The organism is Maribacter stanieri, from assembly GCF_900112245.1.
GTDB classification, from domain to species: Bacteria; Bacteroidota; Bacteroidia; order Flavobacteriales; family Flavobacteriaceae; genus Maribacter; species Maribacter stanieri.
On sequence record NZ_FOYX01000001.1, the window covers coordinates 999,642 to 1,014,830 of the forward strand.

Sequence of the window (15,189 nt, forward strand, 5' to 3'; positions counted from 1 at the left end):
TTATGCAAGATGAAATTGTAAATAAAGTTGCTCAAAGCAAACTGATTACTTTTAACCTAGAGGATTACTACCCTAAAGGAGACAGAATGGTATTGGATATCAAAGACTGGCTTTTTGAGGGTTTTATCTTAAAGGAGAAAGAATTTAGAGCTTTTGTAGAAGAACACGATTGGTCTCAATATGAAGGGGCTTATGTTGCTATGCATTGTTCTACTGATGCTATAGTACCTGGTTGGGCTTACATTTTATTAAGTGTTAAACTTAGCGGAATAGCCAAGAAAATTATCCAAGGTTCATTAGTAGATTTAGAGACTAGTATCTATCAATCAATCATAGAACATCTTGATATTTCTGAGTATCAAGATCAATTGATTATTATTAAAGGATGCAGTAAAAAGCCTGTACCTGCAAATGCATATCTATTTCTTGCTGAGCGTTTAAAACCAGTGGCAAGGTCCATTATGTATGGCGAAGCATGCTCTTCAGTACCGTTATACAAAAGAAAATAACATAATCCTACTTATAGAAGTTGCGACTTATTATTACCTTTGCGCCACTATAAACTATAAACATTAATTATTATGAAGAAAATTGTATTAACACTAGCACTTGCATTTGTTGCAACCGTTGGTTTTTCTCAGACAGAAGAAGAACTTAAAGGTCAATTAGGTGCTGCTAAAGATTCAATAGCTGCTATTCAAGGAAGAGCTGATGCTATTCAAGGCGCTATAGATGCATTACCAGGATGGAAAAAAGGTGCATTTGGTACTATTGGTGCTAACTTAAGTAGCTTTAACAACTGGTACGGTCAAGGTACTCCAGATTTATCTTCTGGTAACATTGGTGTAACTGTAAATGCTTTTGCTAATTTGAACCAAGAGAAATTCTTCTGGAGAAACTCTGGTAACATCAATTTAGGTTGGGTAAAGTTCGACGATAAGAATGACGATACTGACGATGACAGTTTCAAACAAGGTACTGATGTATTCAATATTAGTTCTCTTTACGGAAGAAAGCTTAATGAAAAATGGGCTATTTCTGGTTTAGGTGAGTACAGAACGACAATATTGAACAACTTTAACGATCCTGGATACCTTGATTTAGGTGTAGGTGCTACTTGGACTCCTATTGCTGATTTAGTTGTTGTAATTCACCCATTAAACTACAACTTTGTATTTAGTAATAACGATGCAGTTTTTGAATCTTCATTAGGTGCTAAGATTGTTGCTGATTATACGAGACAAATTGGTGCGGTTAACTTTAAGTCTAACCTTTCTATGTTTCAAAGCTATAAAAGCGGTGACCTTTCTAACTTAACTTGGATCAACTCTTTTGGTTACACGTTATGGAATGGTATCGGTTTAGGTTTTGAATTCGGTTTACGTGATAACAAGCAAGAAGCTTTAAATTTCGCATTAACTGATACGCCTACTGAAACGTTTGATACTGTTGACAACAAGTTACAGACATACTTCTTAGTTGGTCTTAACTACTCTTTGTAGTCTTAAAACGTATTTTTAGAAAATAGTGTATAATAAAAAAGCCCTCTTTATAGAGGGCTTTTTTCGGTTAAGTAATTATCGTAAAATTTGGGATTTTACTTTGTAGTTTTCATAAGTTAAATATCGATTTGGGGTCAAGACTTATACTTATTTACACTGTAAAATTAATGCATAAGGTCTTGTTGAGAACAATTTATGTTGTGAACTGAACTCAAAATGTGGTGAGATTTACCAACGGTTTCATTTCATCGATAAACTACACGAAATCCATTAAAATCGGCATTTAATACTCGTCTAAATGTTCTGGATAAAGGAAGTTGTTATATGGGAAACGAGTAATGTGAATATCTCTTACCTCATCATAAACACGTTTTCTAAATTCATCTAGATTTTCCTTATTTAAGGCAGATATAAATATAGCACGGTCACCAACCTTTTCCATCCATGTTTGTTTCCAATCATTAATGGTAAAATGTCTACCGGTACGTTCTGTAATTAAATCATCATCATCAATGGTTTCATGCTCATATTGATCAATCTTATTAAAGACCATAATCATTTTCTTATCAGAACTTTTAATTTCTGAAAGAATTTGATTTACAGAGGCTATATGCTCTTCAAACTGAGGGTGGGAAATGTCTACTATATGTAATAGCAAATCTGCTTCACGCACTTCATCTAAAGTACTTTTAAAGCTTTCTACTAGCTGTGTTGGTAGTTTTCTAATAAATCCTACCGTATCACTTAATAGAAAAGGTAGGTTGCCTATAACAACCTTTCTTACTGTGGTATCTAATGTTGCAAATAACTTATTCTCTGCAAAAACATCACTTTTGCTGACAACGTTCATAAGTGTAGATTTACCCACATTGGTATACCCTACCAAGGCAACTCTTACCAAAGCACCACGGTTACCTCTTTGGGTTTCCATTTGGCGATCTATCTTTAGAAGCTTCTTCTTTAATAAGGTAATACGGTCACGTACAATACGTCTATCTGTTTCAATTTCCGTTTCTCCAGGACCACGCATACCAATACCACCTTTTTGACGCTCAAGGTGCGTCCAAAGTCCGGTAAGTCTAGGTAATAAGTACTCGTACTGTGCAAGCTCTACTTGTGTTCTAGCATAACTTGTTTGTGCACGCTGTGCAAAGATGTCTAGTATTAAACTGGTACGGTCAATAATTTTACAACGCAATTGTTTTTCAATATTACGTTGTTGACCAGGCGTTAGCTCATCATCAAAAATTACAGATCCTATTTCATGCTCTTCTACATACTTCTCAATTTCTTCCATTTTCCCAGTTCCGATCATGGTTTTGGGGTTGGGTATATCCATTCGTTGGGTAAAGCGCTTGTACACTTCTCCACCAGCGGTATAGGTTAGGAACTCTAGTTCATCTAGATATTCTTTAACCTTTTCCTCATTCTGCTCTTTATTGATTATACCAATAAGAACCGCTTTTTCATAATCTACCTTCTTCTTTTCTATCATAATAATGTAAAGTGCAAAATTAAGCAATTACCGATAAGCTATTTCGTATTTTTATTGACTCGATAATCGAGATTTTATGCTCTGAAACTTATCGTGGCGTTTTAAATTAACTTTCCCCGATATTTTCTTTGCATCCTTGGTGCGAATTATTCATTAATATAATACATGCGATTTCCATTCTTCAAGAAAAAGACAAAAAAGCAGCGTTATACGGTTGCGTTCTACAATTTAGAAAATCTATTTGATCCAAAGCGTAATTCTAAAATTCTAGATAAGGATTATACGCCAGATGGTGCTAAAAAGTGGACTGTAGAGAGATATCAACGTAAATTGGCTAAACTCGCCAAAACAATTGTCAATATTGGTGAAAAGGATCATCCATATCCTCCTGCTTTAATTGGTGTTGCTGAGGCAGAAAATAATAGTGTTTTAACAGCGCTATTACATACAGATCCTATGGATGATTTAGATTACGGATTTATTCATTTTGATTCGCCAGATGAACGCGGTATAGATACAGGGTTAATTTACAGAAAACGTTTTTTTAAAGTTTTACACTCAGAACCATTGGTTTTATTGGTAGATAACCCAGGGGGCGTTAGAGATACTACTAGAGATATACTATATGTAAAGGGAGAATTAAATAAAGAATTGGTTCATGTATTCGTAAACCATTGGCCTTCTAGAAGAGATGGTGATGTAGCAACGGAGTATAAGCGGGTTATAGCTGCTAAAGAGATCGTTCTAAAAATAGAGCAAATTAGGTTGGAGGAATTAGATCCTAATATTATTGTTATGGGAGATTTTAATGATGACCCTTCTTCAAAAAGTCTACAAGATTTAAAAGAAGGTGCAGCGCTATTCAACCCAATGGAGACATTACATATTCCAGATAGCCAAGGTTCATCGGTTTATGGGAACAAGTGGAATATGTTCGATCAGATCTTGGTATCCAATTCCTTTTTCAACTATGAAAAGAATACACATAGTTTTGATTCTGCAGCTATATATGATGACAAATCGTTGAAGGAGAAGAAAGGGAAGTATAAAGGGTCGCCCTACAGAACATTCGTTTCAGATAGATATATGGGTGGTTACAGCGATCATTTTCCGGTCTATGCTATGTTTACATTTAATTCTTGATAGGTTTTAAAATAGAAAGAAAAATCTTACACAACAGAAATTGACGTTTTCACAACAAGGTCAACGTAATGTTTAGGTAATTCATCGAATAAAAGTGTTCATTCACCGAACACAGCATATGGTTTTTATATTTGTAGTCCAAATCCTACAATCTTAACCTAACGATGAATACCTATAATTTCACCTACCGTACAAGTAGTATTCTAATACTACTATTTTTAGTGTTTTCTGCAGCGAATATCGTTAATGGACAAACTTCTAAGCAACGATTAAGTATCGCAGCAAATGATAAGAAGACCGAATTGGCAAATTTCAAATCTAATTTAGTTTCTGAGTATGCTCTTGAAAAGACGCGTCTTCATGAGGTTGCAAAGCAAAACAATTGGAAATTAAAGGAAACACTTGCAAGCGGTAAAAAAATTGAATTGCAAGGTATTGGTACAGATGGTAGTCCTTTATACTATGAAACGTATTCAGATGAAGCTGGTTTGGTTTCTAGAGCAAGCACATTAAATACGGATGGTATGATGGGATTGCATTTAGATGGTGACGGAATGAAAGTTGGTGTTTGGGATGCTGGTGTTGCTTTAAGTAACCATATTGAATATACTTCTAGATTAACAATTGGTGATGAAAATGCTGATGTAGATCCACATGCTACAAGAGTTTCTGGTAGTATTATCTCAACCGGACTTAAAAAAGATGCTAAAGGTGTTGCTAGTATGGCTAAGATTGTTTCTCATGATTGGACAAGAGATAAAATAGAAGTTGCCGATGCTGCTGCTGATGGTCTTCTTCTTTCTAACCACTCTTACGGTATTAAAGCAGACCGTGTGCCAGATTGGTATTTTGGGGCCTATACTAAGGTTGCTCAAGATTGGGATAAAATAATGTATAATGCTCCTTATTATTTAATGGTAACCGCTGCTGGTAATGCACAGAAAAGTAGAGATAATGAAACACCTACTTATGGTAAGACTGCTGATGGTTTTGATGTTTTATTAGGCTTTACCATTTCAAAAAATAATATTACGGTCGCAGGTGCAAATTCTGATATAGATAAAAATGGAAATTTAAAAAGTGCCGATGTTTCTACTTACAGTAGTTTTGGTCCTGTTGATGATGGGCGTATTAAGCCAGACATTGCAGGTAACGGTGGTTCTGTTCTTTCTACAGATTCTGCTAGTAATACAAGTTATAACACATCTTCTGGTACTTCTATGGCAACACCGGGCGTTACTGGTTCTTTATTATTATTGCAACAGTACAACATGGAGTTATACGGTTCATATATGAAAGCAGCTACCTTAAAAGGGCTGGCTTTGCACACGGCAGATGATATAGATGCTCAAGGACCTGATTATAAAATGGGTTGGGGTATCATGAATTCTAAAAATGCCGCTGAGGTATTAAATAATAAAGATTTTTCTAGTCATGTTGCCGAGGAGTCTTTAGAAAATGGCGAAGAGTTTTCTTTTGAAATTACAGCAAATGGTAATGAAACATTAATTGCTTCTATTTCTTGGACAGATGTAGAATCTAGTTTTATCAATTCTGGTGAATTAAACAATACTACTGCTGCATTGGTAAATGACTTGGATATTAGAATTACTAAAAACGGACAAACATTTTTACCTTGGAAATTAAATGCTGGTCAGGCTAACAATGCTGCTACTAAAGGAGATAATAGAGTTGATCCTTTTGAAAGAATTGAAATTCCTAATGCAGAGGGTACATATACTATTACGGTATCGCATAAGGGAGACCTTGTAAATAACGCACAAGATTTTTCATTGATTGTTTCTGGTGTTCAAATGACTACATGTTCTATTAATGCTCCTGAAGATATTAGTCTTGAGGAAACTGAAGCATCTAGTGTAAACTTAACTTGGAATGCTTCTGAAGATGCGCTTTATGAAATTCAGTACAAAGAAGTACACCAACAAAATTGGACTACAGAATACATTTCAGTAAATAATTTTAGCTGGAATGGGTTATTACTTGATACTACGTATTCTTTTAGATTGAGAACTTTCTGCTCTCAGAACATCGCTTCTGAATTTAGCGAAGTAGCTACATTTACTTTTAGCGGAGAAGATACAGTATTAGAAACGCTTAATGCTTTGAGTGCAGATTCTGAAATTCCTTTCAGTGTGTATCCAAACCCTGCGGTAGATGAAATTCAATTAAACGTTCAAACTTCAGAAACCTCGGTTTATAGAATAATGAGCACTAGCGGCGTAGAATTGAAAATGGATTCAGCTACAAATGCAAGGATAAATGTTTCTGATCTTCCATCTGGACTTTATGTATTACAGATTCAAGATTTCAACGTAAACAAAAGCACTAAATTCTATAAGTACTAAATAGCGTTAATTTATTCTTCTTGATTGTGTAGTAAAAGAAAGACCTTGTTGACCAACGGTAGAGTTCATAACACCTTCAAATAATGGCTCTGGGCAATCTTTTGGTGCTTGCCATTCGAAAATAAAGTTAGAACCGGTACCACCTTCCACGTCCATTTCGTCAATAATAATTTCAGCCGTTTCTAAAGGTGCTAAATAAATAGGGTGGTTAAAGTAATTTCTTAACGAAACCCCATGTGTGTCAAAATACTCAGCTTTAGAAAGGTAAATAGTATCTACATCACTTGTATTTCGTAAACTGACCATAGCAGTTAGATTATGGGTTTTATGTTCAGAGCTACTATAGATTTGAGAATAGATAGATAAATAAGACTTACCATGCTCTAAAGAATCTTGAACCTTCATGGTAATTTTTCTCTTCGCCCAATTTTCAGGATGTATAGAGCTTATCTCTTTTTCTTGTATACAGCTAATAAATACGGTAACTATGGAGAATAATAAGATGATTTTTTTCATAAATATGGCTCGTTTTTGAACAAATGACGTTACTAACAAAATTACATCATTAGTGCTGTTTTTATATGGATAGATGCTAATTTTAACGCGATTCTATTCATTAGCAACTTTCTTTACTTCATTATCGGCTAAAAGTTCTTGATTTCTTAATCTTAAATAGACCTGTGCGGTAGTTAATACGTCTAATTCGCAATAGGTGACAATACGGTTTAAATCATTTTCTTCATAATAGACTACACGTACCATACTACCATCAATATCTTCTTTAGGGGAAGGTATACCCAACACATGCGCCATTAATTTTAATGAAGTAAAATGCTTGTAATCACCAAATTTCCATAGCTCCATGGTGTCTATATGCGGTATCTCCCATGGTTTTTTACCAAATAGATCTAGTTTTTGAGGTAAAGAAATACCATGGATAATCATTCTTCTAGCGATGTACGGAAAATCGAATTCTTTACCGTTATGGGCACAAAGCACGTTTTTAGCATGATTAAAGTGCTCGTCTAATAAGATTTTAAAATCAGCTAACAGCTTGGCTTCATCTCCGTGAAAAGTGGTTATTCTAAAATTTCTAACACTGTTTTGAAACGTAAAATAACCAACGGATATGCAAACAATTTTACCGAACTCCGCCCAAATACCGGCACGCTCGTAGAACTCCTCGGCAGTTATATTATCTTTTCTTTGATATTGAGATTTGTGTGCCCACAGTTCTTGCGTGGTTGCATCTAACTGGTCAAAAGAGCTTTTTTCTGGTACGGTTTCTATATCTAAGAAGAGTATATTTTCTAATTGTAATTTATCAGGCATAGAAAAGTAAGTTACTAATAAGTAGTAAATTATGATAATTTCTTTGCTATCCTTCTTAATATAATATAAAGTTCTTCAGCTCTTACTAATAGAAATTTAAAATATGTTGCCAAATTTGAGGTTAATGATTTGGATTCTGTAATTGAAATCTATTGTTCCTTTTGGATTGTTATTGCAGTTTTTCCATTTATTAAACCTGTATTAATCAATGTACCATAACCAAATTCATTATTTGTTATCGCAGCTAAAAAAATAGTTGGCATTCTTTTATCGCCTAAATAGGCAAATACCGCGTCATTTTGTTTTGATATGCCCATAGAACCTTGTATTCTTCCTTTAGAAACAGAGGCTTTAGAATTTAAATTGGTAAAATTTATTATTGTATTTGCAGGTATGACTTCATTTCCATTTATCCATATAAGGTCATTTTCATCAAAACCAAAATGATTTCCATTCCATTCAGAATCTGTAAAACGAATTTTTAAATTTGGTGAGATGTCTACGTTAGTTCTAATAGAAAATCCATCATTATTTGTTGATTGCATTGAAACGAAAGAAATACTTCCTGTTTTTAATAAATTATTAGTGCTATTGAAATTAATATTGGATAACATAATGATTAAAACTAGAAACACGGATATTATATTTAGTTCTTTCACTTGTAATAGTTATTTAAAGCGAAAATACTTGGCATTCTTAATTTGAAGGTTACGTAGAAATCATTAAATAATTAATTTATTTTCCAAGTGTTTCTTTAATGTTATTTAAATATAGACTTTGCTGTCTTATCAATGGATGATTTGAGTGTCCTTCCCAAAATTTTATAAATATTCCAAACACCAATTTCCTCATTTTGATATTTTATGTATAACCCTCAAATTATGAATGGTTTAGGTCAAAGAAAACAATTTCGTTTCGGTCTGTACCTGAAACTAAAGCTTATTGTTTAAATTTTTTTCTTGTCGATAGTTAAATCCATGAGATTTAGATGTAAAGTCCGCATTACGTTTTGGCTTTGTTGAACACGAGTTTTTTAACCCAATAAATCTGTTAAGTAAACAATTCCGAAAATCCAACCAAGATACAATGTCGTATAACCGAGAGAATAAATTGCTGAAATTCCTATATCTCCTTTAGTGTCTTTTGATTTAGAGAAAACAAATTTTAGCGCTCTAAAAAACACCCAATAGAGCATTGTCAAAATTATAAATATTGAAATCCAGAAAACTGCTTCTATAAGAATAAGAAGAACGAAGAGAATTATTGTCATTGCAATCCATAGTAGTATTGACATTATAACTCCGCTAATGCCATCACCAACCTCTATACTTGGTAAATTTGCTCCATTTCCTGAATTTGCAATCAACTCACCAGTTTTAAATTCTCTGAATTTTGGAAAGTTGTCAGTTAATCCTATTCCTTTATAAAGACCATAGGTGATAAACAAGAAAAGAGCTGTTCCAATTACAAACAAGGATAAATAAAGATTTGAAGTTATAGTTCTGTTATAGTTTTCGCCTGTTAGGTAAACGGTCGTTATTGTAATTACAATAACGACTAATGAAACTTTAAAAATTGACTTTCCTTTTAGATATGTTTGTTTGGCTTTCAATAGTTTTTTAGCTTGTGCTTTCGTTAATTTTCTGAATTGATTTTATCAATCTCCATAGTTGCCAATTCTAAGGATTCTAATTACCATTCTATTTGTTTGTAATGATGATAAACTTCATCAAGAAATTCAGTCAATTGTTCTGGTTCTATTTCACGAAATTTTCCAGTTCTTCTTTCGAAACTATATTTTTACTTTAAAATGCTATGCAACGTTCAGGTATGGCACGTGTTATATCATCTGTTAGTAGCATTACTTTTCAATAGTTATTTGTTCATTGAGCCAGTTGTCAATATTGTATTCTAAAACATCTAATGGAAGTGATCCACTACCAAGAACAACATCATGAAATGCTCTAATATCAAACTTATCTTTCAGAGTTGTTTCGGATCGGTTTCGAAGTTCTTTGATTTTTAGTTCACCAATCTTATAAGCTAAAGCTTGCCCTGGCCAAGCAATATATCGATCTACTTCAACCGTAATATCATTTTCGCTTTTTCCTGAATTCATTTTAAAATAATCTATGGCGTCTTGTCTAGACCATCCAAAAGAATGTATACCAGTATCAACAACCAACCGTATGGCGCGCCACATTTCATAAGTTAATTGTCCGTATTTAGAATATGGATCATTGTACATTCCAAGAGTTGGACCTAGGCTTTCGGAATAAAGTCCCCAACCTTCTATAAATGCAGTGAAGTTTAACATGGTTCTAAACTCTGGTACGTTCTCTAATTCTTGAGCAAGAGCAATCTGTAAGTGATGACCAGGAACTGCTTCATGAATACTTAAGGCTTCCATTTCCCATTTGGGGCGACTTTTTAGATTGTAGGTATTGGCAAAGAAATATCCTGGTATTCCCGCTTGCAATGAACCCGGATTATAATATGCCGTTGTGTTCCCTTGTTCCGAATATGCGGGAACTCTCTTTACGCCATAAGTGAGCCTTGGCAGTTTGCCGAAAAGTTTAGGTAAAACAGGGTCGATTCTTTTACATATATCGCGGTAAGCAGCTAATAATTCTTCAGGGGTATCAAAATAAAATTGAGGGTCTTCCCTTAAGAAATCGTTGAAATCATTAATATCTCCATCAAATTTAAGTTCTGATATAATCTTTTGCATTTCAAGTCTGATGCGTGCTACTTCAGAGAGTCCTAAATCGTGAATCTCCTTAGCGGTCATATCTGTGGTGGTATTATACTTTATGCGTTCATTGTACCATGCCTCTCCGTTTGGTAATTCCTTGAGGCCATAGGTTTCACGTGTGTTTGGCAGGTATTTTTCTTCTATAAAAGAGGTGAAGCGATTTAATGCAGGATTAATGCTCGTAACAATTATTTCCCTAACATTCTTTTGAATAGGCTCCTGGTCTTCCAGATTGGCGAAAGGCATATAAAACACACTTTCCTCTGGTTTTTCAGCATTGATGTTTCTTAATTGGTCAGGAACTAATTCCACCGTATTTTTTGGCATTACAATTCCTTTTTCAATTCCTTCTGAAAGGATCGTTTCAACTCCTTCTAAAAGAGCTGGAATCCCCTTAAGTCTAGATATGATGTTTTCAATAGCTTCTGGAGAATTGGTGGGCATCATTTGAATAATCGTAGGAATGATAGTATGAATGCCCTGAATTTGATCTAAGATTAAGTATTGTTCTGGAAATTGACTGTTAAGAGAATATTGGTTGCCTATGGATATATTAAAGATGTTGAAATTGACTTTGTCATCTTCTGTTAATTCATCGAGGTTAAACCAATCTTTAGATTCGTCAAAAATTTTCAGGACAGATAAATTTTTCTCAAATCCATCAGGTGAAATATCATCCCAAAGGTGATCATATCCGGGTTTGCCAAAAAATGTAGCCAGTACTGGAGAAGACTCTATTTGGTATTGAGAGTACGTTTCAAAAAGTAGTTTTAGACGCTCGCTCTCACTATTGAAATTCTTAGGATTCTTAATAAAGTTAAGCTTTTCAATAATTGTACCTTCTGGCAATGCTGTAGGTAGCGTACTTATTGGAGCATAAGAAAACAGTAGTAAAGCCAGTGCTACTACGGTAAGGTTTAAAAGGCGATTATTCATAAGATTTATTTTTTGCTGCTAACGCCTGAGCTAAGCATAGCGGGGGAGGTAAGGAAACTTTTCGTTTCCGTCTGTGCAAGGAGCTAAAGCTTACTGCCCGCCCGTATCGAAAAGGCACGTTCGGGCGGGTTTAGTTTTTTCTTGTCGAAAGCTAAATCCATAAGATTTAGCGGTCGTCATAAAAATACAAAAACCTTTCGATTATGTGCAAAGATCGTATTGTTTATATGTTGTGTTACAGGTGGTTATTCATTTTTATTAAAGGGCAGACAATAAATGACATATATAATTTCGCTATCTTCAATAAAAATAAAAATGGCAAAAAACTCGAAGGCAGACTATAAAGTAATTCAAATATTAATTGTGTTTTGGTTTACATTTATCAGCACACAAACCAATGCCCAAGATAGTGAAGCAGTAAGCATTAATGAAAAGCTTGATGTGATACGCAACTATCCATTTGATATGCCGTTCGAGCGAAGTGATATCAATCTCCTTAATTGGCAGTATTGGCCTTATAGCCGTTATGCAAGTCATCACCCACGAGAGTTTATACCAATGGCTACCATCCACGCTGACCCTGAAGCAGTAGCACTTGAAGAAATAAAAAATGACCCCTTCAATCTTATGGAGCTAAACGTTTCTGTTGATACGGAAAAAGATGTGCTATTACCAGACCTTCTGAAGTCAATACAAATGAAAGGTTTTGCAGTGATGCATGAGGGGAAACTAGTTTTTGAAACCTACGACCAAGGCATGCAAAAACATGATATTCAAATTTTACAATCTACTTCTAAAACATTCACCGGTATGTTAATCCATAAGTTGGCAAGCGAGGGCCTATTAGATTTAGGCGCTAATGTGGACGAATATTTACCTGACTTGAATGCCGATGTTTTCAAGGGTTCTACGCTGCAAAATATGCTTGATATGGAAGTGGGGTTTCCTGACTTTGGTAGCTACCACAAGACAGAAGATTTTGGCTTTATGAGTGAAGTTCATATGGGGCTGAAGCCAAAGGCGCTAGGCGTTGAACATCGTTCAACTTTGTTATTTATTCAACAGTTTCAAAAACCATCGTTCGCAGCTGGCAGCAAATTTTCATATAATGATATGAATACTCAGGTGTTGGCTATGATTGCTGAGCAGGTTACAGGTAAGCAATATGCACAGTTGATAGAAGAAAACTTCTGGCGCCCCTTACAAGCCCGCTATGATGCAGCTATTTCGATTGATGAAGACGGCAATGCAGGCGCTAGCTGGGGTATGGCAATAACACTAAGGGATGCTGCTAGGTTTGGCCAAATGATGTTAAATAGAGGTAGTTTTAAAGGTAAAAGGGTAATCCCCGAGAGTTATTTTGAAGCAACATTTGACCAACCACCTACAGAACCCTTATCGCCTTATTTCGTACTTGGACAACAGGAAGATTACAGAAATCAAGTCTGGATGCTGCGAGATGATGGGTTGATGCATACGATAGGTTCATTTGGCCAGTTTATTTTTGCGGATTACAAGAACGAAATCGCCATAGTTTTCATGGCAAATTGGAAGCATACTAGTCACTTAGAAAGCAAAGAGCATTTGATCCGAATTGTCCGTGCAGTAGGCGAACAAATTAATCGTTAACCATTTTATTAATACTTTCTCTATGCAGGGTTCTTTAGCGCTTTGTTAAGTTCTCTGATGTAATTTAGTATTTTCTAACCTGTAACGTCTCGGCTATGGCAAGTAGGGCAGGCAAGGAAACTTCTCGTTTCCGTCTGGTCTGCGAGCCAGAGCTTTTTGTTTTGTAATTATTTTTTCTTTTTTAATTGCCAAATCCAAAAGATTTTGCGGACTTAGTAAACAAGCCCAAGCCTTTAAATATAGCGCTTTTTGCCCTATTTGCTATAGCCATTGTTACCAACTGTTTTTCTCCGTGTGAGTGAGCACGTTTTAGTCCGTTTTAATTCCATCCGAGTGAAGTCCATCTTAGGTTCGATTGAATTCTAGTCATAACCTTCTACCTTTTTAACTTCAAGGTTTTGGATGTTTTTACGTTCAAAAATTTTATTTGACCCTTTTACACTATCATGCAAAAAAAGGAAGTTTTGCGTCTGTCCAATATATAAAATGCTGCTTGTAGTTGAGTATTCTTTATTTAAATATTCAAATTCCACTTGGTATTTTCCCACTTTTGAATATCCGATATCCTTTATAGCTGAAGATATAGAACCCCAAATAAAGAACATTAGAACATAGCTTAAAATAGAAAAATACGAGTGATTTTTAATCTTCTGTTCAGTTACTAGGTATATGCTAATTTCTTCCCAGATTATGGTCCAGAAAATAACTACAGGATATAGTAACAAGAAAGTCATTTCAAATTTTTCTCTAGGTTTATGTCCTGAAATATCAAAAATAAAGTCATGTGGTATTATGAAGAAAATTAAAATTAATACTGCCAAAGGAAACAGAAAGCTAGTTTTCTTTACATGAATTATTAATCTATTCCAAAAAGGCAAGGAACTAAGTTTGTCATAATCGGTACTAGTTTTATTTCCTATATGTCTTGTGAAAATTAAACCACCCACAATGCCTATAACTATCATTAGGAAATACTTTAAAATGTCGGGCATGAATAATGTCAATATTTCTTTTATTTCTAAATACTCGTTTATTCTTATTCCAAAATGTGAGTACACAATCCATAAATTCATGTAGCCACAAATAATTAAAAATCCTGTTAAGATTGGAATGGCAACTCCAAATTGTTTTAAAATATCATTCATTATTGGTTGTGAAGTTGGTTGCTTTAAAATAGTTGGTAACGTACGTATAAACTGACCAGGGAACGTTTATTTCTTGTTTTGGCGGTTAAAGCGTACCTAGCTAATATACTATTAAAGAATAAACCTACAATTAACATCTCAGATTCCAATACGGAAAACCATAATCGCTATAAAATCTATGGAGGTATTTGGTATTCATAGAACTCAGAATAGAATTGCTCTAAAAATAACGAACCGACCACGTAGTCGGTTTTATACTTGTAGCATATGTTTACAATTATGGATAGTAACGACAGCACTCGCAATTGTATCGATAAAATGCAACGAGTACTAGGTTTAGAGGGTGTTTTGGGCGCTTAACAAACCAGGTGGTTTGTTCTTTAATCGGCTAAACTGACTGTTTTAGAACAAACTTTGCTGTTTAAACGGACTCTCATGGTTTAATAACCACTGTTTTCTGTGTAAGCCTCCGGCATAGCCCGTAAGAGAACCATCAAGACCAATAACTCGGTGACATGGCACAACAATCCATAACGGATTTCGAGCATTTGCCGAGGCGGCTGCTCTGGTGGCATTGGGATCTCCTAAAGATTTTGCCAGTTCTAAATAAGATGTAGATTTCCCGTACGGGATGTTTTGCAACGCTACCCAAACCTTCTTTTGAAATGTTGTTCCTTCAGGGTTTAGTTTTAAATCGAAGTTGGTTCTTATCCCTTCAAAATATTCGTTTAATTGATAAACGGCATCTTCTAAAGATTCAGGAATAACATCGGTAAGAGGTTCGTCGGAATTCAGTACGGTTATAGAGGTAAGTCCGTCAGCATCGCCAATAATTTTGGCAACTCCTAAAGGTGTATTTATATAAGCAATATCCTCTTCCATGGCA

13 protein-coding genes are annotated in these 15,189 nt (G+C 34.8%); 5 read left to right on the forward strand and 8 right to left on the reverse strand.

Features of this window, described 5'->3' with window-relative positions:
- Positions 1 to 2 precede the first annotated feature (2 nt).
- Positions 3 to 509 carry a DUF2480 family protein gene (locus BM296_RS04385; protein WP_091901706.1) on the forward strand — a complete coding sequence of 169 codons (507 nt, stop codon included), beginning with the start codon at positions 3 to 5 and terminating at the stop codon, positions 507 to 509.
- A 72-nt stretch (positions 510 to 581) separates the two neighbouring features.
- A complete protein-coding gene (locus BM296_RS04390) occupies positions 582 to 1,502 on the forward strand; it encodes a DUF3078 domain-containing protein (protein WP_027065376.1) in 921 nt (306 codons plus the stop codon).
- 283 nt (positions 1,503 to 1,785) lie between these two features.
- Here the strand turns inward: BM296_RS04390 and hflX are convergent, their stop codons facing one another.
- Complete coding sequence (gene hflX / locus BM296_RS04395) at positions 1,786 to 2,997, reverse strand: GTPase HflX (RefSeq protein ID WP_091901708.1); 1,212 nt, start codon at positions 2,995 to 2,997, stop codon at positions 1,786 to 1,788.
- A 165-nt stretch (positions 2,998 to 3,162) separates the two neighbouring features.
- Here hflX and BM296_RS04400 point away from each other — a divergent pair, with 165 nt between their 5' ends.
- Complete coding sequence (locus tag BM296_RS04400; protein WP_091901709.1) at positions 3,163 to 4,140, forward strand: endonuclease/exonuclease/phosphatase family protein; 978 nt, start codon at positions 3,163 to 3,165, stop codon at positions 4,138 to 4,140.
- Between the two features lie 164 nt (positions 4,141 to 4,304).
- A complete protein-coding gene (locus BM296_RS04405; protein ID WP_091901711.1) occupies positions 4,305 to 6,506 on the forward strand; it encodes a S8 family serine peptidase in 2,202 nt (733 codons plus the stop codon).
- 6 nt (positions 6,507 to 6,512) lie between these two features.
- On the opposite strand, the gene BM296_RS04410 is transcribed toward BM296_RS04405, so the two are convergent.
- From BM296_RS04410 to BM296_RS04430, 5 genes are all read right to left on the reverse strand, one after another.
- On the reverse strand, positions 6,513 to 7,022 hold the full coding sequence (locus BM296_RS04410) for a DUF3124 domain-containing protein (protein ID WP_091901713.1): 510 nt from the start codon (positions 7,020 to 7,022) through the stop codon (positions 6,513 to 6,515).
- A 93-nt stretch (positions 7,023 to 7,115) separates the two neighbouring features.
- On the reverse strand, positions 7,116 to 7,838 hold the full coding sequence (locus BM296_RS04415; protein ID WP_091901714.1) for a 3'-5' exonuclease: 723 nt from the start codon (positions 7,836 to 7,838) through the stop codon (positions 7,116 to 7,118).
- A 149-nt stretch (positions 7,839 to 7,987) separates the two neighbouring features.
- Complete coding sequence (locus tag BM296_RS04420) at positions 7,988 to 8,452, reverse strand: hypothetical protein (RefSeq protein WP_091901716.1); 465 nt, start codon at positions 8,450 to 8,452, stop codon at positions 7,988 to 7,990.
- A 419-nt stretch (positions 8,453 to 8,871) separates the two neighbouring features.
- On the reverse strand, positions 8,872 to 9,450 hold the full coding sequence (locus tag BM296_RS04425) for a hypothetical protein (RefSeq protein WP_091901717.1): 579 nt from the start codon (positions 9,448 to 9,450) through the stop codon (positions 8,872 to 8,874).
- Positions 9,451 to 9,699: 249 nt separating this feature from the next.
- Positions 9,700 to 11,529: a DUF885 domain-containing protein gene (locus tag BM296_RS04430; protein WP_091901720.1), complete on the reverse strand. Its 1,830-nt coding sequence runs from the start codon at positions 11,527 to 11,529 to the stop codon at positions 9,700 to 9,702.
- A gap of 315 nt (positions 11,530 to 11,844) precedes the next feature.
- On the opposite strand from BM296_RS04430, the gene BM296_RS04435 reads away from it, so the two are divergent.
- Entirely contained in the window at positions 11,845 to 13,158 is a 1,314-nt protein-coding gene (locus BM296_RS04435) for a serine hydrolase domain-containing protein (RefSeq protein WP_177214918.1), read from the forward strand.
- A gap of 362 nt (positions 13,159 to 13,520) precedes the next feature.
- On the opposite strand, the gene BM296_RS04440 is transcribed toward BM296_RS04435, so the two are convergent.
- Positions 13,521 to 14,303: a hypothetical protein gene (locus BM296_RS04440; protein WP_091901723.1), complete on the reverse strand. Its 783-nt coding sequence runs from the start codon at positions 14,301 to 14,303 to the stop codon at positions 13,521 to 13,523.
- 402 nt (positions 14,304 to 14,705) lie between these two features.
- Positions 14,706 to 15,185, reverse strand: coding sequence for a methylated-DNA--[protein]-cysteine S-methyltransferase (locus tag BM296_RS04445; protein WP_027065365.1), 480 nt, complete (start codon positions 15,183 to 15,185; stop codon positions 14,706 to 14,708).
- Positions 15,186 to 15,189: the final 4 nt, after the last annotated feature.